Annotated in this window: 22 protein-coding genes; 1 reads left to right on the forward strand and 21 read right to left on the reverse strand. The window is 66.2% G+C overall.

Annotation, left to right across the window (positions count from 1 at the left end):
* From ATE71_RS18560 to ATE71_RS18655, 20 genes are all read right to left on the reverse strand, one after another.
* A partial coding sequence (locus ATE71_RS18560) for a tetratricopeptide repeat protein (protein ID WP_414893034.1) occupies nt 1-876 on the reverse strand: 876 nt, incomplete at its 3' end.
* 59 nt (nt 877-935) lie between these two features.
* A complete protein-coding gene (gene ftsZ, locus ATE71_RS18565; RefSeq protein WP_058804833.1) occupies nt 936-2393 on the reverse strand; it encodes a cell division protein FtsZ in 1458 nt (485 codons plus the stop codon).
* Between the two features lie 153 nt (nt 2394-2546).
* Nucleotides 2547-3803, reverse strand: a complete 1257-nt coding sequence (ftsA, locus tag ATE71_RS18570) for a cell division protein FtsA (protein ID WP_082665308.1) — start codon at nt 3801-3803, stop codon at nt 2547-2549.
* Nucleotides 3804-3807: 4 nt separating this feature from the next.
* Nucleotides 3808-4746 carry a cell division protein FtsQ/DivIB gene (locus ATE71_RS18575; RefSeq protein WP_058804835.1) on the reverse strand — a complete coding sequence of 313 codons (939 nt, stop codon included), beginning with the start codon at nt 4744-4746 and terminating at the stop codon, nt 3808-3810.
* A complete protein-coding gene (locus ATE71_RS18580; protein WP_058804836.1) occupies nt 4743-5669 on the reverse strand; it encodes a D-alanine--D-alanine ligase in 927 nt (308 codons plus the stop codon). Before ATE71_RS18580 ends, ATE71_RS18575 begins: the two co-directional genes overlap by 4 nt.
* Entirely contained in the window at nt 5666-6598 is a 933-nt protein-coding gene (gene murB / locus ATE71_RS18585) for a UDP-N-acetylmuramate dehydrogenase (protein ID WP_058804837.1), read from the reverse strand. The genes ATE71_RS18580 and murB overlap by 4 nt, the downstream gene beginning before the upstream one ends.
* Entirely contained in the window at nt 6595-8025 is a 1431-nt protein-coding gene (gene murC, locus ATE71_RS18590; protein WP_058804838.1) for a UDP-N-acetylmuramate--L-alanine ligase, read from the reverse strand. The genes murB and murC overlap by 4 nt, the downstream gene beginning before the upstream one ends.
* Nucleotides 8025-9209 (reverse strand): undecaprenyldiphospho-muramoylpentapeptide beta-N-acetylglucosaminyltransferase, encoded by a 1185-nt coding sequence (gene murG, locus ATE71_RS18595; protein WP_058804839.1) that lies wholly within the window; start codon nt 9207-9209, stop codon nt 8025-8027. The genes murC and murG overlap by 1 nt, the downstream gene beginning before the upstream one ends.
* The gene (locus ATE71_RS18600; protein WP_201022987.1) at nt 9206-10444 is read right to left on the reverse strand and encodes an FtsW/RodA/SpoVE family cell cycle protein; all 1239 of its coding nucleotides are present in this window, start codon (nt 10442-10444) and stop codon (nt 9206-9208) included. The genes murG and ATE71_RS18600 overlap by 4 nt, the downstream gene beginning before the upstream one ends.
* Nucleotides 10441-11745, reverse strand: coding sequence for a UDP-N-acetylmuramoyl-L-alanine--D-glutamate ligase (gene murD / locus ATE71_RS18605; protein ID WP_058804840.1), 1305 nt, complete (start codon nt 11743-11745; stop codon nt 10441-10443). The genes ATE71_RS18600 and murD overlap by 4 nt, the downstream gene beginning before the upstream one ends.
* Nucleotides 11742-12812 carry a phospho-N-acetylmuramoyl-pentapeptide-transferase gene (mraY, locus tag ATE71_RS18610; protein ID WP_058804841.1) on the reverse strand — a complete coding sequence of 357 codons (1071 nt, stop codon included), beginning with the start codon at nt 12810-12812 and terminating at the stop codon, nt 11742-11744. Before mraY ends, murD begins: the two co-directional genes overlap by 4 nt.
* Entirely contained in the window at nt 12812-14188 is a 1377-nt protein-coding gene (locus ATE71_RS18615; RefSeq protein ID WP_058804842.1) for a UDP-N-acetylmuramoyl-tripeptide--D-alanyl-D-alanine ligase, read from the reverse strand. Before ATE71_RS18615 ends, mraY begins: the two co-directional genes overlap by 1 nt.
* On the reverse strand, nt 14185-15624 hold the full coding sequence (locus ATE71_RS18620) for a UDP-N-acetylmuramoyl-L-alanyl-D-glutamate--2,6-diaminopimelate ligase (RefSeq protein WP_058804843.1): 1440 nt from the start codon (nt 15622-15624) through the stop codon (nt 14185-14187). Before ATE71_RS18620 ends, ATE71_RS18615 begins: the two co-directional genes overlap by 4 nt.
* Nucleotides 15624-17312, reverse strand: coding sequence for a peptidoglycan D,D-transpeptidase FtsI family protein (locus ATE71_RS18625; protein WP_058804844.1), 1689 nt, complete (start codon nt 17310-17312; stop codon nt 15624-15626). The genes ATE71_RS18620 and ATE71_RS18625 overlap by 1 nt, the downstream gene beginning before the upstream one ends.
* Nucleotides 17309-17911: a hypothetical protein gene (locus tag ATE71_RS18630; protein ID WP_058804845.1), complete on the reverse strand. Its 603-nt coding sequence runs from the start codon at nt 17909-17911 to the stop codon at nt 17309-17311. Before ATE71_RS18630 ends, ATE71_RS18625 begins: the two co-directional genes overlap by 4 nt.
* Nucleotides 17905-18900: a 16S rRNA (cytosine(1402)-N(4))-methyltransferase RsmH gene (gene rsmH, locus ATE71_RS18635; RefSeq protein WP_235588071.1), complete on the reverse strand. Its 996-nt coding sequence runs from the start codon at nt 18898-18900 to the stop codon at nt 17905-17907. The genes ATE71_RS18630 and rsmH overlap by 7 nt, the downstream gene beginning before the upstream one ends.
* Nucleotides 18897-19475 (reverse strand): division/cell wall cluster transcriptional repressor MraZ, encoded by a 579-nt coding sequence (locus ATE71_RS18640; RefSeq protein ID WP_235588072.1) that lies wholly within the window; start codon nt 19473-19475, stop codon nt 18897-18899. Before ATE71_RS18640 ends, rsmH begins: the two co-directional genes overlap by 4 nt.
* Before the next feature lie 197 nt (nt 19476-19672).
* The gene (locus tag ATE71_RS18645; protein ID WP_235588073.1) at nt 19673-20812 is read right to left on the reverse strand and encodes a GldG family protein; all 1140 of its coding nucleotides are present in this window, start codon (nt 20810-20812) and stop codon (nt 19673-19675) included.
* Between the two features lie 20 nt (nt 20813-20832).
* Complete coding sequence (locus ATE71_RS18650; RefSeq protein ID WP_058804848.1) at nt 20833-21228, reverse strand: hypothetical protein; 396 nt, start codon at nt 21226-21228, stop codon at nt 20833-20835.
* A complete protein-coding gene (locus ATE71_RS18655; RefSeq protein ID WP_058804865.1) occupies nt 21225-22217 on the reverse strand; it encodes a cysteine synthase A in 993 nt (330 codons plus the stop codon). The genes ATE71_RS18650 and ATE71_RS18655 overlap by 4 nt, the downstream gene beginning before the upstream one ends.
* A gap of 192 nt (nt 22218-22409) precedes the next feature.
* On the opposite strand from ATE71_RS18655, the gene ATE71_RS18660 reads away from it, so the two are divergent.
* The gene (locus ATE71_RS18660; protein WP_058804849.1) at nt 22410-24542 is read left to right on the forward strand and encodes a TonB-dependent receptor; all 2133 of its coding nucleotides are present in this window, start codon (nt 22410-22412) and stop codon (nt 24540-24542) included.
* A 60-nt stretch (nt 24543-24602) separates the two neighbouring features.
* Here the strand turns inward: ATE71_RS18660 and fabG are convergent, their stop codons facing one another.
* The gene (fabG, locus tag ATE71_RS18665; protein WP_058804850.1) at nt 24603-25343 is read right to left on the reverse strand and encodes a 3-oxoacyl-[acyl-carrier-protein] reductase; all 741 of its coding nucleotides are present in this window, start codon (nt 25341-25343) and stop codon (nt 24603-24605) included.
* Nucleotides 25344-25358: the final 15 nt, after the last annotated feature.

Here is a 25358-nt window from a genome sequence, read left to right on the forward strand (position 1 = left end):
CGTCCAGGTGGCGGGCACGGGCGCCGGGGTCGCCGCCGCCACCTGGACGGGCCGGCGCTTCGGCCCTAGCTGGCCGTTCGGGAAGCGGCCGAAATGCGCCGCCGCCGCCTGCTGCGCCGGATTGAGGCGGTCCATCTGGGTCAGATAAGGCAGGATATTCTGCGCCATTGCCGGTGGCATCGTCGCGTTAACGATCTCACTCGCCTCCTTGTCGCGGCCGTTCATCGCAAGGATCATGGCGCGGAGTCGCCAGGCGCCGCGATCCTGCGCGCGCAGTTGCGGCGTCAGCATGGCGATCGCGCGGTCGGCATCACCGCTGATCCCCAGCGACAGCGCGTAACGCCGGGTCAGCTCGTCATTGGGGGTGATCGACAACGCAAGCTGGTAGTCGCGCTGCGCCGCCTCCTGCTGGCCAAGCAGGTCGCGCGCCAGCCCGCGGTCGGCAAGGAACAACCGTTCGGATGCACCCATCAATTGCGCCTCGCCGAAATAGTCGAGCGCGCGCGTCGGGTTTTCCATATGGACCATCGCCGACCCGAGCGCGGCCTTGATCGCGCCGTCGCGCGGGCTCGCCTGTTCTGCGCGAACAAGAAAGCCGAGCGCGGCCCGATAATCCTCAAGATCGATCGAGGCACGGCCCGCGTCGAGCAATGCGCCGGTATCGCTGGCGTTCGCGGCGATACGCGCGAGCGCCGACGACAGCAGCGTGCGGGCCGTGGTCCGTTTCTCCATTGCCGCCTTCGTTGCGGCATCGGGCGGCCGCGCCTGCATCGCTTGGGCGGGCAAGATTAAAACAGGGCCCAGCAGCAGCGCGCCGAGCGCGCGGGCTATTCGTCCCGCGCGCCCCGGCTTCGCCGTCGATTTCACCTGCCGCATGGGCAACTCATCCCGATTTCCGGCCTGCCGTGCCCGGCGGGCGACCGTTCGATGCCCTGTTACTGGTTATTCTGGCGCCCCAGGAAGCGCGGGATATCGACCCCGTCTTCCTTGTCGCCCTGTTCGCTCTCGGGCGCAGTCGCCCCACGCGACAGGCGCGACATGCGCTCGAACAGCGTGCCGCCACCGATGCTGCGCGGCGCGGCTTCGGGCGTCGGCGCCGCGTCGGCGGCGGGTGCCGCGCGATAGTCGGCGGCCGGCACTTCGGGCGCGTCGAGCACCAGTTCATCGGCCGTATCGTCATAGGTCGCGGCGACCTGCGACAATTCCATCGGCTCTTCCTCGGCCGCTGCGGCCGGGGGTTCGGCCGCATCGCCCAGCGAAAATCCGGGTGCCGGATCATTATCCTGCCGGGCCGGTTCGCCCTCCGCCAGCGGCTCTTCCTGGGCTTCGGGTTCGACGATCTCTTCGGCTACCGGCGCGGGCGCCGCAGCGCGCGCGGGGGCGAAGGAAAAGCTGCGCGTCGCGGGCGCCGCCTGCGCCGCGTCGCCAGTGCCGTCGATGCCGGTCGCAACAACCGACACGCGAATCTTGCCGTCAAGGCTGTCGTTGAAGGCGCTGCCCCAGATGATGTTGGCGTCGGGATCGACCAGTTCGCGAATATGATTCGCCGCCTCGTCGACTTCCATCAGGCGCATGTCCTCGCCGCCAGTGATCGAGATGATGACGCCCTTGGCGCCCGCCATCGACACGCCGTCGAGCAGCGGGTTGGCGATCGCTTTCTGCGCAGCTTCCAAGGCGCGGCCGTCGCCTTCGGCTTCGCCGGTGCCCATCATCGCCTTGCCCATTTCGCGCATCACGCTGCGCACGTCGGCGAAGTCGAGGTTGATCAGGCCGGGCATGACCATCAGGTCGGTGATGCCGCGCACGCCCTGCTGCAGCACTTCGTCGGCCATGGTGAACGCTTCCTTGAAGGTCGTGTTCGGATTGGCGACGAGGAAGAGATTCTGGTTCGGGATGACGATCAGCGTGTCGACATGATCCTGCAGTTCGGAGATGCCCGATTCCGCCGAGCGCATGCGGCGCTGACCTTCGAACGTGAAGGGCTTGGTCACGACGCCAACGGTCAATATGCCGCGGTCGCGCGCCGCCTTGGCGATCACCGGTGCCGCGCCGGTGCCGGTGCCGCCGCCCATGCCCGCGGCGATGAAGCACATATGCGCGCCATTCAGCGCCTCTTCGACCTGCGCGATGCTTTCTTCGGCCGCCGCGCGGCCGACTTCTGGCCGCGAACCCGCGCCCAGTCCCTGGGTGATCTGCGTCCCCAGCTGGATGCGGCGTTCAGCCGGCGAAGCGTTCAGTGCCTGCGCGTCGGTGTTGGCGACGACGAAATCGACGCCCTCTACGCGCGAGGCGATCATATTGGCGATGGCATTGCCGCCCGCGCCGCCAACGCCGATCACCGCGATGCGCGGCTTCAGCTCGTCGACCTGCGGCGGGCCAATATTGATGCTCATCAATCAGTCTCCCTGCAGCGGCGAACCGGTGCCGCTTCCCTCACCATGCGACCCAGACGGACGGTGGTCCTGCCGTCCGGATTCCTGTCACCGCATTGCACTATTGTGACTTCGGAATCACCCAAAAAATTAACCTTTTTGCCCTTTGAGCCTTCAAAAACTGCTTTTCAATGCCGCCATCAGCCGATGGAGGATTGACGTCCCCGCCGGCCGGTGGACGTCCTGTGCCATCATCGGCAGGTCGCGCAGGTCGACGGGATCCGACGCGGCATAGAGAACCAGACCCGCGAGCGTCGCGAAAGCGGGGCCACCATGCGCATCGGGCAGGCCGTGCAAGCCGCGCGGTCGTCCGACGCGCGCGGCGCGCCCCAGCGCCACCTGCGTATAGTCGGCGATGCCTTTGAGGTCGGCGCCGCCGCCGACGAGCACCACCTGCCGCCCGATCGGGCCGACAAAATGCAGGTCTTTGAGCGTGCGGCCGATCTCGCCCATCATCGCGTCGAGCCGCTGGCGGATCACCGTCACGAGCTGCGCGCGGGTGATGCGCGGGGAATCGCTGCCCGACGGTGCGCCGGGTTCGAGCTCGATGATCTCGTTATTGTCGCGCGGGCTCGCCGACGCCGAACCATAGAAGCTCTGCAACCGTTGCGCCTGGCTGCGACGGATGCCGAAGGCCGAGGCGATGTCGTCGGTGATGTCGCTGGCGCCGAACGGCAGCGACGCCATTTCGACGAGCATTCCGCCCGCATAGAGCGAAACGGTGGTGACCGCGGCGCCGAGTTCGACGAGCGCGACGCCAAGGTCGCGCTCCTCATCCGACAGGCAGGCGAGCCCCGCCGCGATCGGCGAGGCGACGACGGCGTTGACGTCGAGATGCGCTTGCCGCACCGCTGCCTCCAAGTTTCGCACCGGCGCGCCGTCCGCCATGATGATATGGATATCGACGCCGAGCCGATCGGCATGGAGGCCGATGGGATTCTTGACCCCGGTGAGGCCGTCGAGCGTGTAGAGCGCCGGCTGCGCATGCAGGATCATCCGGCCTTCGGGATCGATCCCGGCGCGGCCCGCGGCGAGCAGGTCGTCGATATCCTCCTGCTCGATCCGGTGACCGCCGAGTTCGCTCTCGATCGGCGCGACGTCGCTCAAAAGCCCGCCTGCCGAGAAGCTGACCCAAACATCGTCGATATTGAGCCCGGCGATGCGTTCGGCCTGTTCGATCGCCTCGCGCACGACATGCTCGGTCTGTTCCATGTCGGCAACATACCCGCGCTGGACGCCGCGGCTTTCGCGCTGGCCGGTGCCGAGCACATGGAGTTGGCCGTCGGCGGTCTGTCCCGCGATCAGCGCGCAGACCTTCCACGATCCCACATCGAGTGCGGTGAATATCTTTTCGATCCGCGGCGGCGGCACGGCGCTAACCCTCGTTCGACTGGCTGGCGGCGACCGCATCGACCGCCGCGCGCGCGTCGTCGAGCCTGGCCGGCGCCACCTGCCCTTCGTGCGGCAGGCGCAGCACAAAACGGTCGGGATCGCGCATGTCGAAGCGCAAAATGCCGCGGCCGAGCAGCCGGTTGGCGCCGTCCATATGCGCGAATTTGGCAAGCGCGGCTTTCGCCTGCATCTCGCCTTCGGGCAGCGACAGCGTCTCGCCGCTACGGAACCGAAGGTCCCAGCGGCGGTTGCCGACCCAGGTCGCGCCCGCGAGCAATTCCTTGAGGCTGCTCGCCTCGGCGAGCAGGCGGTCGAGGTCCTGCGAGCGCTGGTTCGCATTCGGCCCGATGACGAGCGGCAGGTCGGGCATCGTCGCGACAGTGACGGGTTCGAGGACGACGCCCTTTTCGTCGATCAGCGACAGCTTGCCCGAATGCTGCCAGATCGCTGCCGGGGTGCGCTCGACAATGTCGACGACAAGCGTGTCGGGCAAACGGCGCGATACGCGCGCATCCTTGATCCAGCCATATTTCATCAGGTCGCTGCGCACATCTTCCAGATCGACCGCCGCCATCGAGCGGTCCTTCTGCGCGAGCGCGATGTCATAGACCTTTAAACGGTCGATGCGGTCGGCGCCGACGACCTCGACCTTCTTGACCTGAAAGCCCGCGCGGCCGACCGCCTGCGCATATTCCTCGTGGATTTTCGCGGTGACGCCCGTTGCGTGGGCGGCGATAGCGACGACCGCGCACAGGCTGAGCCCGACCGTCCAGTTTGCGATCTTCTGGAGCCGCTGCGGGCTGACCGGCAGCGCGTTGATGATCGCGTCGAGGCGCGATTGCTGGACCTTGCGCCGCTTCTTCGGCGCGCGCGCGGGCCGCCGAGGCGGCGCCTTTCCACGCTTGATCTGCGTCTTGCTCATAATAACGCTTCCCCCACGATGCGTTCGACGAGTTCGGCATAATCCATGCCGACGGCGCGCCCTTGTTCGGGCACGAGGCTGAGCGGCGTCATGCCCGGCTGGGTATTGACCTCGAGCAGGAAGATGCCCGTAAGGCCGTGTTCGTCGTCCCAGCGGAAGTCCGAGCGCGAAGCGCCCTTGCAGCCGAGCAGGCGGTGCGCCTTCAGCGCCAGGTCCTTCATCCGCTGCGCGACGTCATCGGGCACATCCGCGGGGCAGACATGTTCGGTCAGCCCATCGGTATATTTGGCGTCATAGTCGTAGAAACCCGACTTCACGCGCAATTCGGTAACGGCAAGCGCCTGGTCGCCGAGCACCGCGACGGTCAGCTCGCGCCCTTTGATAAAGGGTTCGGCGAGCAGGCGGTCAAACTCCTGCCACGGCCCGACAGCATCGCGCGCGATCGGGTTGCCGTAATTGCTGTCGTCCTTGACGATCGCGACGCCGACCGACGATCCTTCGTTGACGGGCTTCAGCACATAGGGGCGCGGCAAGGGGTCGACTGAAAACAGGCTTTCGCTGTCGACCATCGTCCCCGTCGGCATCGGAATACCATGCGGGACGAGCGCCTGCTTCGTCAATTCCTTGTCGATCGCGATCACCGAAGTGACGAGCCCGCTGTGGGTATATTTGAGGCCCATCAGGTCGAGCATGCCCTGCACCGTCCCATCCTCGCCGGGCACGCCGTGGAGCGCGTTGAACACGACATCGGGCTTCGCTTCCGCAAGCCGCAGCGCAACGTCGCGGTCCATGTCGATGCGCGTAACCTTGTGACCGCGCGATTCCAGCGCGTCGGCGACGCCATTACCGCTCATCAACGACACTTCGCGCTCGGCCGACCAGCCGCCCATCAGGACGGCGACATGCCACGGACCCCGGCTCATTTCGCCACTCCCACATTCTCCTTTTGCGCATCGGCAAACATGCCTACGCGTTGTATCTCCCATTGCAGTTCGATGCCGCTCTTCGCTTTCACCCGGCGGCGGACTTCCTCTCCGAGCGCCTCGATATCGGCGCTCGTCGCCGCACCCGTGTTGATGAGGAAATTGGTGTGCTTTTCGCTGACCTGCGCGCCGCCGACCGCAAAGCCGCGGCAGCCGGCCTCGTCGACAAGAGCCCAAGCCTTGTGCCCGTCGGGGTTCTTGAAGGTCGACCCGCCCGTCTTCGAACGTAGCGGCTGCGAGGCTTCGCGGCTCGCTGAAATTCGGTCCATTTCGGCCTGGATCGCAGCGGGTTCGCCCGGACGACCGCGGAACGTCGCACCGATCACGACCGCGCCGTCGGGCAATTCGCTGTGGCGATAGGTATAGCCCAGCTCCGCAAGCGGCAACGTCTTGCACTCGCCCGAGCGGAGCACGACGTCGCAGTCGATCAATATATCCTTGACCTCGCCGCCATAGGCACCACCGTTCATGCGGACGAAACCGCCGACGGTGCCGGGGATCGAGCGGAGGAATTCCATGCCGGCGATGCCCGCATCGCGCGCGGTCGAAGAGACGAGGATGCCCGACGCGCCGCCGCCACAGCGCAGCGTCGTCGCGTCGATCGCCTCGACCTTGGCAAAAGCCTTACCAAGCCGGACGACGACGCCGGGAAAGCCGCCGTCGCGGATGATCAAGTTCGAGCCGAGCCCGAGCGCCATCACCGGTACGGCGGGGTCGAGATCGCGCAGGAAATCGGCGAGGTCGCTCGCGTCCTTCGGTTCGAACAGCCAGTCGGCGGGACCGCCGGACTTGAACCAGACAAGCGGCGCCAGCGGCGCGTTGGCGGTCAGTTTGCCGCGCACCGAAGGGAGGGTTTCGACGGCGCTCATGCCGCCTCCACCGCGCTCGCCAGACCCGCCGCCATCTTGGTGATATCGCCCGCGCCGAGGCAAATGATCATGTCGCCCGCACCCAGATTGCCCCCACGGATCGCGTCGGCAATGGTAGTTGCCAGCGCCCCGGCGTCGGCAACGGTCGATGCGTGGCGGTGGCCGCGGTCGCGCAGCCCCTGCGCCAGCGCGTCCGACGACACGCCCTCGATCGGCGCCTCGCCCGCGGCATAGACGGGCAACGCCAGCACCATGTCGGCGTCGTTAAACGCCTGCTGAAAATCATCCATATGGTCGCGGAGCCGCGTAAATCGGTGCGGCTGGACCACCCCGACGACGCGCCCTGCCCCCGCCCCTTCGCGCGCCGCCGACAGCACGGCGCGAATTTCGACGGGGTGATGGGCATAGTCGTCAATCACCGTAATGACGCCGCCCTCGACCGCAATCTTGCCAACCTTGGTGAAGCGGCGCTTGACCCCGGCAAAGCCGTTGAAACCAGACACGATCTTGTGGTCCGGCACACCCATGTGCAGCGCGACCGCGATCGCGGCGAGCGCATTCTGGACATTGTGGCGCCCCGACATCGGCAAATGGATGCCCTCGATCGTCCGGCTGTTCCCGTCGCGGTCGCGGACGACGACGTCGAAGCGGTTGCCGTCGGGGCCAGGCGTCACATTGGTGCCGCGCACGTCCGCTTGGGCAGAGAAGCCATAGGTAATGATACGCCGGTCGCGAATTCGCGGGATGATCGCCTGCACTTCGGGATGGTCGAGGCAGAGCATCGCCGCACCATAGAAGGGCACATTCTCGATAAATTCGACGAAGGCGTCCTTGATCGCGTCGAAGCTGCCATAATGATCGAGATGTTCGGGATCGATGTTGGTAACGACCGCGATCGTCCCGTCGAGGCGCAGGAAGCTGCCGTCGCTCTCGTCGGCCTCGACCACCATCCAGTCCGACGCACCAAGCCGCGCGTTCGAGCCATAATTGTTGATGATGCCGCCGTTGATGACGGTAGGGTCGATCCCGCCCGCGTCGAGCAGCGCGGCGACGAGACTGGTCGTCGTCGTCTTGCCGTGCGTGCCCGCGATCGCGACGGTCGATTTCAGCCGCATCAGTTCGGCAAGCATTTCGGCGCGGCGGACGAGCGGGATGCGGTGCGCGAGCGCGGCCTCGACCTCGGGGTTGCCGCGCTTGACCGCAGTCGAGGTGACGACGACCGCGACGCCGTCGACGTTCGTCGCTTCATGGCCGATCGCGACCTTGATCCCGCGCGCCCGCAAGCCTTCGACGACATAGGAGTCAGCGATGTCGCTGCCCTGCACCTGATAGCCCAGGTTGTGCATCACCTCGGCGATGCCCGACATGCCGATACCGCCGATGCCGATGAAATGGATGGTGCCGATATCGGTCGCAACGCCGCGCATCAGCGATCTCCCGCGCGGGTGGCGGCGACGCCGCCGGCGACGGCGGCGCTGCGCGAGGACGCGCCGACGCGGATGACGTCCATCATCGGCGGCGCGGCGAGCGATTCGACCAACTCGGCAAGGTCGCGCGTCGCATTGGGCAGGCCGCAGCTCGCCGCCCGCTCGGCGGCTTCCTCGAGCGCGCCGGGTTCGAGCGCCATGCGCTGGATATGCTTCGCAACCTCGGCGGCGGTAAAATCGGGCTGCTGGAACGAGATCGCCCCGCCCGCCTGAACCAGGTCGACGACATTATAGGTCTGATGATCGTCCATAGCGCTGGGATAAGGGACGAAGATCGCCGGGCGCCCGGCGCAGGCAAGTTCGGCAACGGTCGATGCACCCGCACGCGCGACGACCATATGAGCCCAGCGCAAACGCTCCGGGAAATCCTTGATGTAGGGCGCGCATTCGGCGGCAACGCCGAGTTCGGCATATTTGGCACGCACCTCCTCGATATCGTCCTCACGACATTGCTGGACGACCTGGAGCCGGTCGAGCAGCGCGCGCGGCAGCATCGCGATCGCGGCGGGGACGACTTCGCTGAGCACCTTGGCGCCAAGGCTGCCCCCGACGACCAGCAGCCGGAAGATGCCGTCCTCGGGCAGCGGCGGGAAGCCGTCGTCGCGGATCGCGACGATCTCGTCGCGCACCGGATTGCCGGTGATATGCTTCTTCAGCTCATGCCCTTCGGGGTAGCGCTGGATATTATGGTATGCGACCGCGACCGCATCGACGCGCGGCGCCATCATCCGGTTGACGCGGCCGAGTACGGCATTTTGCTCGTGGAGCACGCGCGGCCGTTTCGTTGCGCCAGCGGCGAGCAGGCTGGGCAGCGAGGGATAACCGCCGAACCCAACGACCACCGCGGGGTCGAATTCGTCGATCAGGTCGATCGCCATGCGGCGCCCCTTGCGAATCGCAAGTGCCGCCTTGAGCCAGCCGACCGGCCCGCCCGACACGCGGCCGGCAGGCAAAACATGCGTTTCTATCTCGACGGGCGCGCCCGGAATCTTCAGCCCGCGGTCGTCGCTGACCAGCGCGACGCGGTGACCGCGCGCGATCAGTTCGCCCGCGAGGGCGTAAGCGGGCAGCATATGTCCCCCCGTCCCGCCGGCGGCGAGAAGGAAGTGGCGGGTCGCGGTCATTTCTTGTTCCAATTTCGGGTCATCGATACCCGAGCCGCATAAGGGTTTCGCCGGGTCAGCGACAAGAGCAAACCCATGCCGATCGACAGAGCGATGAAGGACGAACCGCCGTAGCTGATGAAGGGCAAGGTCATTCCCTTCGACGGGAAGATTTGCGTGTTCACAGCCATGTTGATCACCGCTTGGCCGCCGAACTGTGCGATCAGCCCCGCGACCGCGAGGATCAGGAAGCTGTCTTCCTCGTCGAGCAGGCGGACGAGGACGCGCACGATGATCGCAAGATAGAGGATCGCGATCGCGATGCACGCGATCATCCCGAACTCTTCGCCGATAACCGAGAAGATATAGTCGGTATGCGCTTCGGGCAGCTGGAATTTGGCGAGCCCGGCTCCGGGGCCGGTGCCGATCAGCCCGCCCGCAGTCAGCGTCGCGTGCGCCTTGTCGACCTGGAAGCTGTCGCCTTCGGCAAAGAGCCAGATGTTGATGCGCTGCTGCGCGACGGGGTAGAAGAAATAGGCAAGGATGATCCCCGCGACCCCCGCACCCGCGAGCATGCCCATGATCCGCATCGACAGGCCGGCGACAAGCACAAGCACGAACCAGGTCGCGGCGAAGATGATCGTCTGCCCAAGGTCAGGCTGGCTCATGAGCAGCAGCGCGATGACGCCGGTAAGCGCCGCGGCGAGCGGCACGACGGGCAGACTCTGGTCGTGCAGGCGCAGCGATAATATCCACGCGAGCGACACCGCGAAGAAGGGCTTTAAGAATTCGGAAGGCTGGAGCCGGAACACTCCGCTGCCCAGCCAGCGCTGCGCACCGTTCACCGAGGTGCCGACGAGCGGCACCAGGAACAGGAGCGCGAGGAAGACAATCGTACCGTAAATCGCGAAGCGCCGTGCCTGCGGCTTGGGCAGCATCGATACCATCAGCATCACGGGCACGCCGACGATCACCCACATCAGCTGGCGGTAGAAATAATAGAGCGGGTCGAGCGACGCGGTCGAGGTCGACAGTTTCTGCGCCGCCACGGGCGACGCGGCGGCTACCGCGACCAGCCCGACCGCGACGAGGATCGACACGAGAAGCAGGAGGACGCGATCGATTTCCCAGAACCACAGGCCCAGCGGCGTGCGGTCGGCGCGGCTGAGGCGCGGGCCGCGGCGTTTGGTCGCGCGCGTCGTCGCGATCACCGGGCGTTCGTTCGCGGTGTCCATATTGTCCATCCCCCCGCTCATGCCCCAAGCGCCCGTACGAGCGTGCGGAACGCATCGCCGCGCTGTTCGTAATCCTTATATTGGTCGAACGAGGCGCAGGCGGGCGACAGCAGGACGATGTCGCCGGACCTTGCCGCCGCAGCCGCCTGTTTCGCCGCTGTCGCCATGTCTCCCGAACGCTCCACTGGGATCACGTCGCCGATTTCCGCCGCGAAACCCTCCATCGCCTCGCCGATCAGATAGGCGCGTTTCACATGGCCGAACCAAGGGCGGCACGCACCTAGTCCGTCGCCCTTTGCCTGCCCCCCGGCGATCCAGTGGATACGCTGGTCCGGCGCCGGCGGGAATGCCGCCAGCGCCGGTGCAGCGGAAGCCGCGTTGGTGGCCTTGCTGTCGTTATACCAGCGGACACCATCGGCTTCGCCGACCAATTCCATGCGGTGCGGCAGCGACGTGTAGGTCGCAAGACCACGTTCGATCTGCTCGTCATTCAGCCCCAGCAGGCGGCAAACCGCGATCGCGCAGACGGCGTTCTGGGCGTTGTGCGGCCCCTGCAGCGCCGGCCAGCGCGCCTGATCGGCGGGGTCTATATCCTTTGCCGAGACGCGATGGAGCCGGTGGTTGATGCGCCCGGCGATCATCTTCGACGGGTCATCGTCGACCGCGACGATCGCGACCTGATCGCGGTGCTGGAGGCCGAACAGGCGCGCCTTCGACGCAGCATAGCCGGCAAATCCGTCGTAGCGATCGAGATGGTCGGGGCTGAGATTGGTCAGCACCGCGATATCGCAGGCAAGGCTGTGCGACAGGTCGATCTGGTAACTCGACAGTTCGAGTACATAGACGCCATGTTCGGGAAGCGGATCGCGCGACAGGATCGGCAGGCCGATGTTGCCGCCCATCAGCGCCGGGATACCCGCGCTTTCGAGCATATGGGTGACGAGCGCGGTGACGGTCGACTTGCCATTGGTGCCGGTGATGCCGACTACCTTGTGCGCCGGCAGTTCGCCGCGCGCCTCGGCAAAGAGTTCGATGTCGCCGATAACCGGGACGTGCGCTTCGCGCGCATGCGCGGCGATCGGATGTCGGTTCAGCGGCACGCCCGGCGAGACGACGACGCCCGCGAAACCGATGAGGTCGATCTGGGTGGGGTCGCCGATATCGGCGCCGAGCGCCATCGCGTCGTCGCGCGCGGCTTCGCGGTCGTCCCACGCGGTGACGCCCGCGCCGCTTGCGATCAACGCCTCGACCGTCGCGAGCCCCGAGCGCGCCAGTCCCAGCACCGCATAGCGGCGGCCAGCAAAGGCGCGCGAGGTGATCACCGCAGTTTCAAGGTCGCGAGCCCTGCCAGCGCGAGGACGATCGAGACGATCCAGAAACGGATGACGACGGTCGATTCGGGCCAGCCGAGTTGCTCGAAATGATGGTGGATCGGCGCCATGCGGAAGACGCGCTTGCCCGTCCTCTTATACCAGAAGACCTGGATGATCACCGATAGCGCCTCGACCACGAACAGCCCGCCGACAAGGACGAGGACCAGTTCATGCTGCGCGGTCACCGCGATCGTCGCGAGCGCGCCGCCGAGCGCAAGGCTGCCCGTATCACCCATGAAGACGGCGGCGGGGGGCGCATTGAACCACAGGAAGGCAAGGCAGGCGCCGATGATCGCGGCCGCGAACACCGCAAGCTCGCCCGCGCCGGGAACGTGCGGGATGCCAAGATATTCGGCGAATTTCACATTGCCCGACAGATAAACGATGACGAGGAAGGTCAGGCTGGCGATGATCACCGGGAAAGTCGCGAGCCCGTCGAGCCCGTCGGTCAGGTTCACCGCATTGCCGAAGCCGACGATCAATATCATCGCGAACACATAATAGAGCGGCCCCAAAGGGATCACGATGCCGCTGAAAAAGGGCAGGTAAAGGTCGGTGCCGGTGCGCGAGACGATCAGCAGCACCGCGACCCCCGCGATCAGGAATTCGACGAGCAGGCGCACGCGCCCCGGAATGCCGCGGTGGCTGGCCTTGGTCACCTTGTCGAGATCGTCGAGAAAGCCGACGGCGGCAAAGCCGCCGGTCACGAAAATGCACGCCCAGACGAAGCGGTTGGACAAATCCATCCAGAGCAGCGCCGAGATCATCAGCGAAATGAGGATCATCAACCCCCCCATCGTCGGCGTGCCCTTTTTCGCGAGATGGCTTTGCGGGCCGTCGTCGCGGATCGGCTGCCCCTTCCCCTGCCGCATACGCAGCATCAGGATGAAGCGCGGCCCGATCCACAGACCGAGGATCAGCGCGGTCGCGACCGCAGCCCCCGAGCGAAAACTCAGATAGCGAATGAGGTTGAGAGCCCCCGGAAAGCCAAGCCATTCCGCCAGCCAATATAACATCAATAATCCCCGCTCATCAGCGCCATCACGATATGCGACAGGCCGACGCTGTTCGACCCTTTGACCAGCACGGCGTCGCCCGGACGGATCACGTCCTTGAGCCGCGCCGTCGCAGCCGAGTGGGCGGGCACATGCTCGAAATCGATGCGCCCCTCAAGCGCTTTGGCGAGCGGCGCCATCTCGTCGCCGACAAGCAGGGCGAATTGCACTCCCGCAGCGACGAGCGGAGCCGCAAGACCCGCATGATAGGCCTCGCCGCCGGCCCCCAGCTCCTTCATTGACCCCAGAATCGCGACTTTGCGGTCCGCGGATTCGGTGCCGAGTTGGCTGATGGTGGCCGCCATCGACGCGGGATTGGCGTTATAGCTTTCGTCGATGACGAGGATATGGCCGCCGGGCACCGCGACGCGGTGGCGTGCGCCGCGGCCGGCAAGCCCGCCCATTTCGGCAAAGGCCAGGCCCGCCGCGGGCAGGTCGCCGCCGACCGCTTTTACCGCGGCAAGCACCGCGAGCGAATTGGCGACCCAGTGCGCGCCGGCCTGTGCGATCGTGAAACAGAGCAACGAATCCTGCACCTGCGCAGTGACGAGCGAACCGCCCAGCCCGTCGGGCAGCCAGTCGACCGCGCGCACATCGGCGCCCTCATTCACCCCGAAGCTGACGATCTGCGCGGCGTGGCGTTCGGCCTTGGCGCGGAGGCGCGCATAATGCGGGCTGTCGAAGGGCACGATGGCAGTGCCGCCGGACTCGATCCCTTCGAAAATCTCTCCCTTCGCATCGGCAATCGCTTCCTCGCTGCCAAAAAATTCCATATGCGCTGGGGCGATGGTGGTGACGATGGCGACGTGCGGGCGGACGATGCGCGTCAGCGCCGCGAGTTCGCCGGCATGGTTCATCCCCATTTCCAAGATGCCATAATCGGCGGTCGAGGGCATGCGCGCAAGGCTGAGCGGCACCCCGACGTGGTTGTTGTAACTTTTAACCGAGCGGTGCGCCTTGCCGGGGCGGAAGCGGTCGAGCGCCGCGAACAGCGCCTCCTTCGTCCCCGTCTTGCCCGCCGATCCGGTGACGCCGATGATGCGCCCATGGCTGCGCGCGCGCGATGCGATACCGAGCGCATTCAGCGCGGCCGCGCTGTCGGCGACGCGGACATGCGGATGGTCGATCGCGCTTTCGCAGACGATGCCCGCGGCGCCAGCGGCTATCGCCTTGTCGATAAACGCATGGCCGTCGGCGACCTCGCCCTTCATCGCGATGAAAAGGTCGCCCTTCGTCACTTCGCGCGAGTCGAAGGCGACGCCCTGTACGGTGAAGTCGGTGCTCGCGACGCCGCCCGTGGCAGCGGCGATGGCGCGCGCGGTCCAGAGCGGGTTCATGCCGCCTCCTCGCGCGCGACGGTCACATCGTCGAAGGGGATGACGTGCATCGCGTCGCCTCGCCCGACGATCTGGCCCTGCTCATGCCCCTTGCCCGCGATACAAACGATGTCGTCGGCGCCCGCCGCGGCGATGGCGGCGGCGATCGCCGCGCGGCGATCGCCGATTACCTCGGCCCGGGGCGCGGCAGCGGCGATGGCGTTACGGATGGCAACGGGGTCTTCGCCGCGCGGATTGTCGTCGGTGATAAACAGCAAATCGGCCTTAGCCGCCGCGATCTTGCCCATTTCGGGGCGCTTCGCCTGATCGCGGTCTCCGCCCGCGCCGAAAACGAGGATCAGCCGGCCGCTCGCATGCGGGCGCAGCGCGTCGAGCGCGGCCTCGATCGCATCGGGCGTATGGGCATAATCGACATAGACGGGCGCGCCCGTCCGGGCGATCGCTGCGCGTTCGAGCCGGCCGCGTACCGGCTGGAGCCGCGCGAGATTGCCGAGCGTCTGCGCTACATCGCCGCCGGTCGCGATCACAAGACCCGCAGACACAAGCGCATTGGCGGCCTGATAAGCGCCAATCAGCGGCAGATTCACTTTTTGGAGGAGGTCGCCAGCTGCGATGACGAGCGATTGGCCAAGTTGGGTCGGCTCGCGCGAAACGAGGCGCAGCGCCTCGCCGCCCGCCCCGACGGTCAGCAGACGGTGGCCGTGCGCCCGAACCGCGGCGATTACCGGCGCAGAATATTCGTCGTCGGCCCACACGACGGCCGCCCCGCCGGGTTCGACCACCTCCGAAAAAAGCCGCAACTTGGCGCCGAGATAGGCCTCCATCGTGCCATGATAATCGAGATGATCGTGGCTCAAATTGGTGAAAGCCGCCGCCTTCACCGGCAGCCCCTCGGTCCGATACTGATCGAGCCCATGACTGGAGGCCTCGAACGCCGCATGCGTGACGCCTTCGGCGGCGAGCCCCGACATATTCGACAGGAAGGTGACGATGTCGGGCGTGGTGAGCCCCGTCGAAGCGCTTTCCATCGACGTCGTGATACCTAGCGTGCCGATCGACGCGGCGTTGACCCCCGCCATCCGCCACAACTGGCGCGTCATTTCGACGGTCGATGTCTTGCCGTTCGTGCCCGTCACCGCGACGCAGGTTGCAGGAAAGCGGTGAAAAAAGCGCGCCGCGATATGCGCGAAGGCGCGGCGCGGGTTGGCGTCGGCAACATGCACCACGCCCTCCACCTTCGCCTCGGGCCGCGCGACAACCGCGACCGCGCCCGCCTCGACCGCTGCGGCAATGAAATCCTCGCCGTTGAATCTTTCTCCGACGAACGCACCGAAGATCGTTCCCGGCGCGACCTTGCGGTGGTCGATCGCAAGTCCCGTCACCACGGGATCGCTGCCCTCCAGCGTCTGATCTTCGAGCAGCGCAGCGAGACGCATCAGTGCGCCTCCTCGCCTCTCCGCAGCAGCGGAGTCAGTTCGGACACATCGACGTCGCGGCTTTGGTCAGGAAATACGCCGAGCATCGGGCCGGCGCGCGTTACGACCTTGCGCACCACGGGCGCCGCGGTCCAGCCCGCCGTGCGCTGCCCGGAGCTATAAGCATTGCCCTTGGGCTCGTCGATCATCACGAGCACGACATAACGCGGATTGTCCATCGGGAAGGCCGCGGCGAAGGTCGAGACGAGCGAATGGCGGCGATAGCCGCCCGCCCCAGGCTTTTCGGCGGACCCGGTCTTCCCGCCGACGCGGAACCCTGGAGCATCGGCCTGCTTTCCCGTGCCATCGGAAACGATCAGGCGAAGCAGCTGGCGCATCCGCGCGCTGGTCGCCGCCTTGAACACGCGGCGCCCTTGCGGCGGCGCCTTGTCGCCGAGCCTCAGCATCGTTGCGGGGCGATAGATGCCGCCGTTGACGAGCGCGGCATAAGCGCTGGCAAGGTGCAGCGGCGTCACCGCGATGCCGTGGCCATAGCTGGTCGTCATCGTCGTGACCCGGCCCCAGTTTTTCGGCCAGAGCGGGAAGGCGCGCTCCTTGAGATCGATTTGCGCCCGCTTGTCGAAATCGAGGTTACGAAAGAGCCGTTCCAGATTTTCGCGGCCGAGTTCGTCGGCGATGCGCGCGGTCGCGATGTTCGAACTTTCGATCAGCGTTTCGGGCACATTGTACCAGCGACCCGGGTGGCTGTCGCGGATGCGGAAGCCCGCGATCGGCAGCGGCGCGGTCGCGTCGTAACGACGCGCCATGCTGGTCACCACGCCGTCGTCGATCGCGGCGCCGATCGACAGCGGCTTGAAGGTCGAGCCCAGTTCATAGAGATTATAGGTGACCGAGTTGCGGCGTGTCGTCGGATCGCTGCCCGCCAGCTTGTTCGGATTGAAGGTCGGGAGCGAGGTCATCGCCGCGACTTCGCCCGTATGGACGTCGAGGATCACGCCGGCGCCGCCGATCGCTTCGAGGTTGGCGACCGCGGCGCTCAGCTCGCTTTCGAGCACGCCTTGGACGCGCGCGTCGATCGACAGCGCGAGCGGATCGCCGCGGGTCGCCTTGTCGATCAGGCGCTGGTCGAACGCTCCTTCCACGCCGGTGACGCCATGGCCCTCGGCGTTGGTAAAGCCGAGCACGTGCGCGGCGAGGGTCGACTGCGGATAGAGGCGCTCCTTTTCGCGCGGAAAGTCGAAGCCGACGTCGCCGATCGCGTTCACCGCCGCGACCTGGTCGGGCAGCGCGCGGCGGCGGATGTAGGTTGGACGCGGCCCGCTCAGCTTGGCGAGCAGATCCTCGCGCGACATGTCTGGGAAAATCTTGTGCAGCTCGTCAGCCAGATATAGCCGGTCGTTGAGCAACTTCGACGGGACCACGCGGATCGAATAGCCGTCGATCGTCCGCGCGAGCGGAACGCCGTGGCGGTCGACAATATCGGCACGCGCCGGAACAAATGCCGTGGCGGCGCGGTGGCCCGACGAGGTATCGAAAAGCGCAAAATAGAGAAGGCGGACCGATACAACCAAAAAAGCCGCCGCGAACAGCAGCATCAGGATCATCAAACGCTGCTGCGCGGTCAGCAATATCTGCTGCCGCACACCAGCGGTGCGAACCCGGGTCGGACGGACGACCAGCGTGTTCATCGGCCGGACGCTCCTCCTGCCGCTTCGGCCGCCGCGGCGCGCTTCAGGTCGGCAAGCGTCGATTCGGCGAGCAATTGATCCTCGATCATCTTGAGCTGTTCGCGGCGACGCGTTGGCGCCATGCGCGGCGGGGTGTCGCTGCGGATCGCGCTTTCGGCCTGCGCCAGTACGACGGGCTTGGTAGCGGACTTCGTCGTTGCCGACGGCTTTTCCGCGTCGGCGTCGGGCGCGGTGGGCGTACCGACGGGCGAGACCATCGCCATCAGCACCGGCGCGACCTCGTTCGCGCCGCGCGCACGCGGCAGCCGGTCGAGCGATGCGAGTTGGCGCTCGTTTGCCAGATATTGACCGGCATCGGGCGCCGAATAGCCGAAGGTGTCGGCGTTCCACTGTTCGAGCTGGCGCATCGAAGCGCGGACCGCGAGCTCGGACTCCAGGTAGCGGATATTGTCACGCGTTCGGACGATGTCGCGCTCGATACGCGTCAATTCGCTGCGCGTCGCCGCAACCTTGAGCGACACGGGATAGAGCATCATCGCGAAGATGAGCACGAGCAGGACCAGGCCGATTCCCTGGAGCTTGCGGGCCGCCATCAGCATGACATTGCCTCCTTGCCTGACTTGTCTTGGGCCGATTGTGCCGGCGCCGCGGTCCGGATCGCACTGCGCAGCGTCGCCGAGCGTGCGCGCGGATTGCGCGCTTCTTCTTCCTTGCCCGGTCGCACCTTGCGCGCCGGAGTTTCGAAAGTTGCGGCCCGCGCCTGAGAGGTTGGCGCGGGCCGGTGGCGCGAACCGGCGGCATCGCCTCCGCTGCGTTCGCGCAGGAAATTCTTCACGATCCGGTCCTCGGTGCTGTGAAAGCTGACAACGGCAAGGCGGCCGCCCGGACGCAGTACCCGTTCGGCTGCGTTGAGCCCCGCGACGAGTTCGTCGAGTTCCGAATTGATGTGAATGCGGATCGCCTGAAAGCTTTTGGTCGACGGATCCTTGGGCGCGCCGGGCGGGTGGCGCAGCGCCTTGCGGATCACCGTCGCAAGCTCACCGGTGCGCGTCAGCGGGCGTGCGGCGACGATCGCGCGCGCCACGCGGCGCGACTGGCGTTCGTCGCCATAGTGAAAGAGGACATCGGCAATCTCGGTCTCGTCGGCGCTGTTGAGCCAGTCGGCGGCGCTTTTCCCCTCCTGCGCCATGCGCATGTCGAGCGGGCCATCCTTCTGAAACGAGAAGCCACGTTCGTCGCGATCGAGCTGCATTGAGGAGACGCCGATGTCGAATGTGATGCCGTCGACCGCATCGATCCCGCGCTCGGCGAGCAGCCGGTCGATCTCGCCGAAGCGGCCGTGGATCAGCGTGAGCCTGCCGCCGGCCTGTTCGACCAGCGCCTGCCCTTCGGCGATCGCGTCGGGATCGCGGTCGCAGGCAACAACCTCTGCGCCCGCAGCGAGCATCGCGCGCGTGTAGCCTCCGGCGCCGAAAGTCGCATCGACATGGCGCTCGCCCGGGGCGATGGCGAGTGCGGCGATGACTTCTTCACGGAGGACCGGATCGTGGCGCGGATCCCGAGACAGTTCGTGGGAAAAGTCGGTCACTTGCGCCCCTTCCCTTTCGTGGCGTCCCAAGAGGCCGCGAGGCGCTGGAGCACCGGATCAGCCTCGGCGCATTCGGCCAGCGTCGCCAGCCACCAGATTTCGAGGCGACGCCCCGAGCCCACAAAAGCGGTCGCGCCGGCATCGCCGACGCGGTCACGATGGATGAAACTGGGAAGGAAGCGGCCGCTGTCGTCAAGCGCATAGGGCTCGGTGTAACTGAAGCGCTTCTTGAACTCGCCATCCTCGTCGAAATCGAGGTTGCGCAACCGGGCGGTCTCGCGGTCACGCTCGATCTCGCCGTTCAGCCGATCATACTGGTCCTGGCCATAGGCGACAAGGCAGGGCAGCTTTTCATGGAACCCAACCCAAAGCACGCGCTGGCCGTCCGCATTGAGGGGCACATTGTTGCGGAACTGTGAGGGGACGGCGACGCGCCCTTTGCCATCGATCGCGGCGAAATTGGTGCCCGCATACTGGCCGGGCGTCACAATCGCCATCGCTCTGCCCCCCGTATCCGCGCCACCGGGCAAAACTTCCCCATCCCCGGAATCACGGGATTCCAGCTGGTTCGGCACGGGTGGAGATTGCCCCTCTCCGATTCCTGACTATCAACTATAGATCGGGGTGAAAAGGGGTAATTTAGGGTGAAATAGGGAATTCAGGCCCAATTTGCGGCAAAACGACTGAATCGGCGACCGAAAAGCCGCCGCCGCGCGCAAGACGCCGCAACAGCGCTAGATTTTTTCGGGGTGAAAAGGGGGCAAAACCCGACTCAAATGGAGCGGCGGCGAATCCACAGTGGATGGACCAGGCGCTGCCCGGCACCCGACCAAAGGCGGCCAGAGAGCCATTCCATCGTATCCGCCTGGCCGAGATGCGCCGCGCCCGGAAAGACCGGCTGCCAGAAGGGCGCGAAGAGCAGGTCGGCATCGCCGACCAGCCACACCTCGCCGCGGCCAATGCGGCATTGCAGGATGCGATGATGCGCATAGGCGCGGCATTGCCGCGACAGGCGTACAAATCGGCCCGCGCTGAACAAGCGCAGGCGGATACCGTCGATATCGGCCGTCTCCGGCTCGATCTCGTCGGCCGATACAGCACCAAGCACCACGCCCCAATGATCGAGCAGCGGGGTAAGCAGGCTCGTCACCGGCGGATTGCGCGGATCGCCGAGCGGATGCCGCGCCGGCCAGCCCGACAGCGCATCGGCGAGGACGACCGCGCGGCCGCCACCGCGGACGAAGGCGTCGATCGCGACCAGCTCGCGCGGTGCCAGCGCGCGCGGATGCGCGACGAGCAAGGCTCCGCCCGGCGGCGGAACATGATCGACGAGGCTGTCGACCAGCAGGACGGGGCCAGCGGCCTCGATCCGCGCCAACGCCGGATCGTCGCGCATCCCCGCCGCAATCATCGCCGCCATGTCGCCCTCCCCCGACCAGCGCAGCGGCAAGCCGGTCAGAACCGTCGCGGCGGGCGATCCGGCGGGGGCGGCCGCAGGGCGATAGAGGATAGCAAGCAACGCGTGCCCGGCCCCGAACCAACCGGCCACGAGCAACAGGCCAGCTAGCCAGGGCAGCAACCAAAGGCGGGGGCGCCACTGGACCAGCCGGTCGGCGGCGAAAGCCGCGCCGACACCGGCGAACATCACCAAGGCGAGCTGCGCCCACGCCGTCGATCCAGAGAGCGAATAGGCGAGCAACGCCTGCGCTATCGCAGCCCAGCCCAGCGAGAGCAGCGCCGTGCGCCAGCGGATCGATGCGGCTTCACGCCGCTGCCACCCTGCGAGCGCGAGCATGGGGACGGCAAGCAGAGGAAGCGACAGCGCCGGGTCGATGCGGCAAAGAAACGCCTGTCCGCCGAATACCCAGCCCAAGCCGATAAGGAAGATCGCAACGACAATGGCGCGCAGCACGGCCCCGCGCGAAGAGGCCGTCACTGATTCGACTGGCGCGCGCGCTGAAGGGCGGGATCGGGTTCGAGATCGGGAACGGTCGACGACGGCGCCGCCTGCGGCACCTTTACCGAGGTCGCCGCGTTTTCATCTTTCGACGAAGGCGAAACCGGCTGGACTCCCAATTCCTCGAGCGGCGCCCCGCTGACGGCTTCCTCGTCGCCCGGCATCTTCACTTCGGTCGTCGAGGAGGCGTCGGCAGCCGCATTCTGGCGCGCGCGGTCGCCGATCAACCCGGCCATGCCCACGAGCAGCAGAACCGTCAGTACCCCGGCGATACCGATCTGCAACCGCCGCATCGTGTCGTTTACCGGCGGTGGGGCATGAGTGACCGCAGAGTTGGGCGCCATGCCGTTGTCGATCCGCATGTCCTTCATGCCCGCATCTCCTCGGGAGCCTCCGCAAGCCCTTTGCTCGCCAGCCATTCGGGGTTGAAGAGCGTCGAAAGATAGCGAAACCCGCTATCGCACAGGATGGTTGCAATGCGCTTGCCGGGTCCGAGTCGACGCGCAAGCGCCATCGCGCCCGCGACATTGATCCCCGACGACAGGCCGAGGCACAGCCCTTCTTCGTCGAGCAGCTGGCGGACAACCGCAAGCCCTTCGGCATCCGAGATGCGGAACTGGGTGTCGATCGGCGCCCCATCGAGATTGCCGGTGATGCGGTTCTGCCCGATCCCTTCGGCGACGCTGCTGCCTTCCGGTTTCAATTCGCCACACTGGTAATAGCTATAAAGTCCGGCGCCATGCGGATCGGTGAGTGCGACAACGATGTCGTTATTCTTTGCCTTGAGCCCGAGCCCGGTTCCGGCGATCGTGCCGCCGGTGCCCGCAGCGCAGGTGAAGCCGTCGATGCGACCGTCCATCTGCTCCCAGATTTCTTCCGCCGTGCCGAAAATATGCGACTTGCGATTGGCGATATTGTCGAACTGGTTGGCCCAGATCGCATTGTCGGTTTCCTCGGCAATGCGGCGCGAGGTGTGAACGAAATGGCCGGGATTGGCGAAGGGTGCGGGTGGCACGAGCACGAGTTCGGCGCCCAACGCGCGGATCGTCGCCATCTTCTCGGCGCTCTGATTGTCGGGCATGACGATGATCGTACGGTAGCCAAGCGCGTTACCGACAAGCGCAAGGCCGATGCCGGTGTTGCCCGCCGTCCCCTCGACGATCGTGCCGCCGGGCCGCAGGCTGCCGTTCGCCTCGGCATCACGGACGATATAGAGCGCCGCGCGATCCTTCACCGAGCCGCCGGGGTTGGCATATTCGCACTTGCCCCAGATTTCGCAGCCGGTCGCTTTGCTCGGTCCCTTGAGCAGCACCAGCGGCGTGTTGCCGATGAGGTCGAGGCTGTTTGCAGCAATAGTCATGCGCATGATCTAAGCCCGCACCCACCGCCTCGCAAGACAGCTTCGCTTGCCCCGCCTATGACGCGCCTTTGTCGACCAACGGGCATCGCTGCCCGACGAACGACCGGCCCGGGCAATGCCGGGGGTTGTTATTGTGACAGTATAACATTACTGCCACATCATCTGGTCGCCATCAATTCAGGACTTTCTCCCATGCGTTTGCTTTGTTCCGCCGGCTTCACCCTTGCCTTCTTCCTCGCCGCCCCCGCCTTTGCGCAGGACCGTGCCAGCGCCGGCAGCGACGACGATGTACACACCGGCGAACCGATCGTCGTCACCGCCCCCTATGTCCGCAGCCTCGACATTCTCGGCAATGTGTCGGTGATCGAGGGCGACGAGCTGGCACGCGACATCCGCGGACAGATCGGCGACACGCTGACCCGGCAACCCGGCGTGTCGGCGACGAGCTTTTCGCCGGGCGCGTCGCGCCCCGTCCTGCGCGGCTTTTCGGGCGAGCGCGTCAAGGTCCTGACCGACGGCATCGGGTCAATCGACGCTTCGAATACGTCGGCCGACCACGCGGTGACGATCGACCCGCTGACGGTCGAGCGCGTCGAAATCCTGCGCGGCCCCGCCGTGCTGCTGTTCGGCAGTCAGGCGATCGGCGGCGCGGTCAATCTGTTCGACCGGCGGATCCCGCGCAAGGTTCCCACGGACCATGTCCATGTCGATGCGATCGGCGGCTATGCGACCGCGGCCGACGACCGCAATATCGGCAGCTCGATCGACGTCGCGTTGAGCCCGCAGATCGTCGCCCATCTCGATGGCAGTTGGCGCAAGACGGGCGACACCCGTTCGGGAGGCTTCGTCTACGCCCCGGCCTTGCGCGGCGAATTGCTCGACCTTGCAGCCGAAGAGGCCGAGGAAGGCCATGCCGACGAGGCGGCCGAACTGACGGAACAGGCCGGCAGGCGCGGCAAGATCGACAATACGCAGAGCGAGACATGGACCGCCGGCGGCGGGCTATCGCTGATCAACGACGGCGGCCAGCTTGGCATTTCGGTCAGCTATTTCGACAGCGATTACGGCGTGCCTGCGCGTCCCGGCACCGAGCACCACCATGAGGGCGGTGAGGAAGAGGGCGAAGAGGAAGAGGGTCATGAGGAAGGCCCGGTCACCATCGGCATGAAGCAATGGCGCGCGGACCTGCGCGGCGAAGTTGAGCTGGGCGAGGGTTTCTTCGACAAGCTGCGCATCCGTGCGGGCTTTGCCGATTACAAGCACACCGAGTTCGAAGGCGACGAGGTCGGCACGGTTTTCACCAACCAGGGTATCGAAGGCCGCCTCGAGCTTGCGCAGAACGATAGGGGTGGCTGGCGCGGCGCGAGCGGCGTCCAGTACAGCCACCGCGATTTCGATGCGATCGGCGCCGAAGCCTTTGTCCCGCACAACCTGACCGACCAGTTCGCGCTTTTCACGCTGCAGGAACTGACGATGGGCCCGCTCGGCCTCGAAGCCGCAGCGCGCTATGAAAAGACCAATGTGCGCGCGCAGACGCTGGGCTTCGAACGCAATTTCGATAGCTTCTCGGGCGCGTTCGGCGCGACCTATGACATTTTCGAGGGCGCGAAGTTCGGCGTCTCGGTCTCGCGCGCCGTCCGCGCGCCGTCGGCCGAGGAACTGCTGTCGAACGGCCCGCACATCGCGACGCAAAGCTTCGAAGTCGGCGACCCGAACCTGCGGCTAGAGAAAAACTGGGGCGCAGAAGCCTCGTTCAAACTCAAGACCGACGGTTTCAATCTAAGCCTCACCGGCTATTCGAACTGGTTCGACAACTTCATCTATTCGGCCGCGACCGGCGCCGAGGAGGATGACCTGCCCGTCTTCCAATATTTCCAGCGCGACGCGCGCGTCTATGGCTTCGAAGCCGAAGCCAGCGCACGCCTCGCGCAGATCGGCGGCTTCAACATCGTCGGCGACGTCACCGCCGACATGACGCGCGCCAAAATCAAGAACGCCGGGCTCGATCGCAATGTGCCGCGTATCCCGCCGCTGCGCGTGCTCGGCGGGCTGGAAGCGCAGGGCGAACGCGTCGACGCGCGGGTCGAGGTCGAATGGACCGACGACCAGACGCGTGTCGCGCAGTTCGAGACGCCGACCGAAGGCTTCACGCTCGTTAACGCTTCGCTGAGCTGGCGGCCGCTTCCCGACACGAAGAATCTGACGCTCAGCCTGTCGGCGAACAACATCTTCGACGTCGAGGCACGCCGCCACGCCAGCTTCACCAAGGATTATGTGCCGCTGGCGGGCCGCGATTTCCGCCTGACAGCCCGGGCGAGCTTCTGACCCCTCTCTGCGCTCGTCCCGCGGGCCGGGTCCGTTCGACCGGATCCGGCCCGATCCCGTTCAGGACAGCATCGCCATGCCGCCGTTCACGTGCAGCGTCTGGCCGGTGACATAGCCGGCTTCTTTCGACGCGAGATAGACGACGGCGGCGGCGATGTCGCTGCCCTCGCCCATCCGGCCCGCCGGGATGCGCTGGTTGAGCGCTTCCTTCTGCGTGTCGGGCAAGTCGTCGGTCATCGCGGTCGCAATGAAACCCGGCGCGACGCAATTGACCGTGATGCCGCGGCTCGCCAGCTCCTGCGCCAGCGCCTTGGTCATGCCCGTGACGCCCGCCTTCGACGCGGCATAATTGGCCTGCCCGGGGTTGCCGGTCGCGCCGACGACGCTGGTGATCGAAATGATCCGGCCGAAACGCGCCTTCATCATCGGCTTGGCGGCGGCGCGCGCGAGGCGGAAATTGGCTTCGAGATTGATGCGGATGACGTCCGACCATTCGTCATCCTTCATGCGCAGGATGAGGTTGTCGCGCGTGACCCCGGCATTGTTGACGAGAATGTCGATCTGCCCGAGCGCATCGACCGCCGACGGCACGAGCGCATCGACCGCCGCGCCGTCGCCGAGGTTGCACGGTAAGGCGACATGATCGTCGCCCAGCGTATCGCGAAAGGCGGCGAGCTTGTCGGCATTGGAACCAGAAAGGGCGAGCCGCGCGCCCTGCGCAGCGAGCGCCTGCGCGATGGCCGAACCGATGCCGCCCGAAGCGCCGGTGACGAGGGCGGTCATGCCGGTGAGATCGAACATCTGAATTTCTCCTGA

It is taken from the genome of Sphingopyxis sp. H115, assembly GCF_001468465.1.
GTDB lineage: Bacteria > Pseudomonadota > Alphaproteobacteria > Sphingomonadales > Sphingomonadaceae > Sphingopyxis.

What these genes read in the sequence shown, in the direction of transcription:
- mraY (WP_058804841.1), bottom strand. Translation starts at nt 12,812, where the DNA reads ATGTTATATTGGCTGGCGGAATGGCTTGGCTTTCCGGGGGCTCTCAAC.
- ATE71_RS18660 (WP_058804849.1), top strand. Translation starts at nt 22,410, where the DNA reads ATGCGTTTGCTTTGTTCCGCCGGCTTCACCCTTGCCTTCTTCCTCGCC.
- murG (WP_058804839.1), bottom strand. Translation starts at nt 9,209, where the DNA reads ATGACCGCGACCCGCCACTTCCTTCTCGCCGCCGGCGGGACGGGGGGA.
- ATE71_RS18615 (WP_058804842.1), bottom strand. Translation starts at nt 14,188, where the DNA reads ATGAACCCGCTCTGGACCGCGCGCGCCATCGCCGCTGCCACGGGCGGC.
- ftsZ (WP_058804833.1), bottom strand. Translation starts at nt 2,393, where the DNA reads ATGAGCATCAATATTGGCCCGCCGCAGGTCGACGAGCTGAAGCCGCGC.
- ATE71_RS18655 (WP_058804865.1), bottom strand. Translation starts at nt 22,217, where the DNA reads ATGACTATTGCTGCAAACAGCCTCGACCTCATCGGCAACACGCCGCTG.
- murC (WP_058804838.1), bottom strand. Translation starts at nt 8,025, where the DNA reads ATGCGCGGCGTTGCGACCGATATCGGCACCATCCATTTCATCGGCATC.
- ATE71_RS18600 (WP_201022987.1), bottom strand. Translation starts at nt 10,444, where the DNA reads ATGAGCGGGGGGATGGACAATATGGACACCGCGAACGAACGCCCGGTG.
- ATE71_RS18575 (WP_058804835.1), bottom strand. Translation starts at nt 4,746, where the DNA reads ATGAGCAAGACGCAGATCAAGCGTGGAAAGGCGCCGCCTCGGCGGCCC.
- ATE71_RS18650 (WP_058804848.1), bottom strand. Translation starts at nt 21,228, where the DNA reads ATGAAGGACATGCGGATCGACAACGGCATGGCGCCCAACTCTGCGGTC.
- murB (WP_058804837.1), bottom strand. Translation starts at nt 6,598, where the DNA reads ATGAGCGCCGTCGAAACCCTCCCTTCGGTGCGCGGCAAACTGACCGCC.
- ATE71_RS18580 (WP_058804836.1), bottom strand. Translation starts at nt 5,669, where the DNA reads ATGAGCCGGGGTCCGTGGCATGTCGCCGTCCTGATGGGCGGCTGGTCG.
- ATE71_RS18625 (WP_058804844.1), bottom strand. Translation starts at nt 17,312, where the DNA reads ATGAACACGCTGGTCGTCCGTCCGACCCGGGTTCGCACCGCTGGTGTG.
- fabG (WP_058804850.1), bottom strand. Translation starts at nt 25,343, where the DNA reads ATGTTCGATCTCACCGGCATGACCGCCCTCGTCACCGGCGCTTCGGGC.
- ATE71_RS18620 (WP_058804843.1), bottom strand. Translation starts at nt 15,624, where the DNA reads ATGCGTCTCGCTGCGCTGCTCGAAGATCAGACGCTGGAGGGCAGCGAT.
- ATE71_RS18630 (WP_058804845.1), bottom strand. Translation starts at nt 17,911, where the DNA reads ATGCTGATGGCGGCCCGCAAGCTCCAGGGAATCGGCCTGGTCCTGCTC.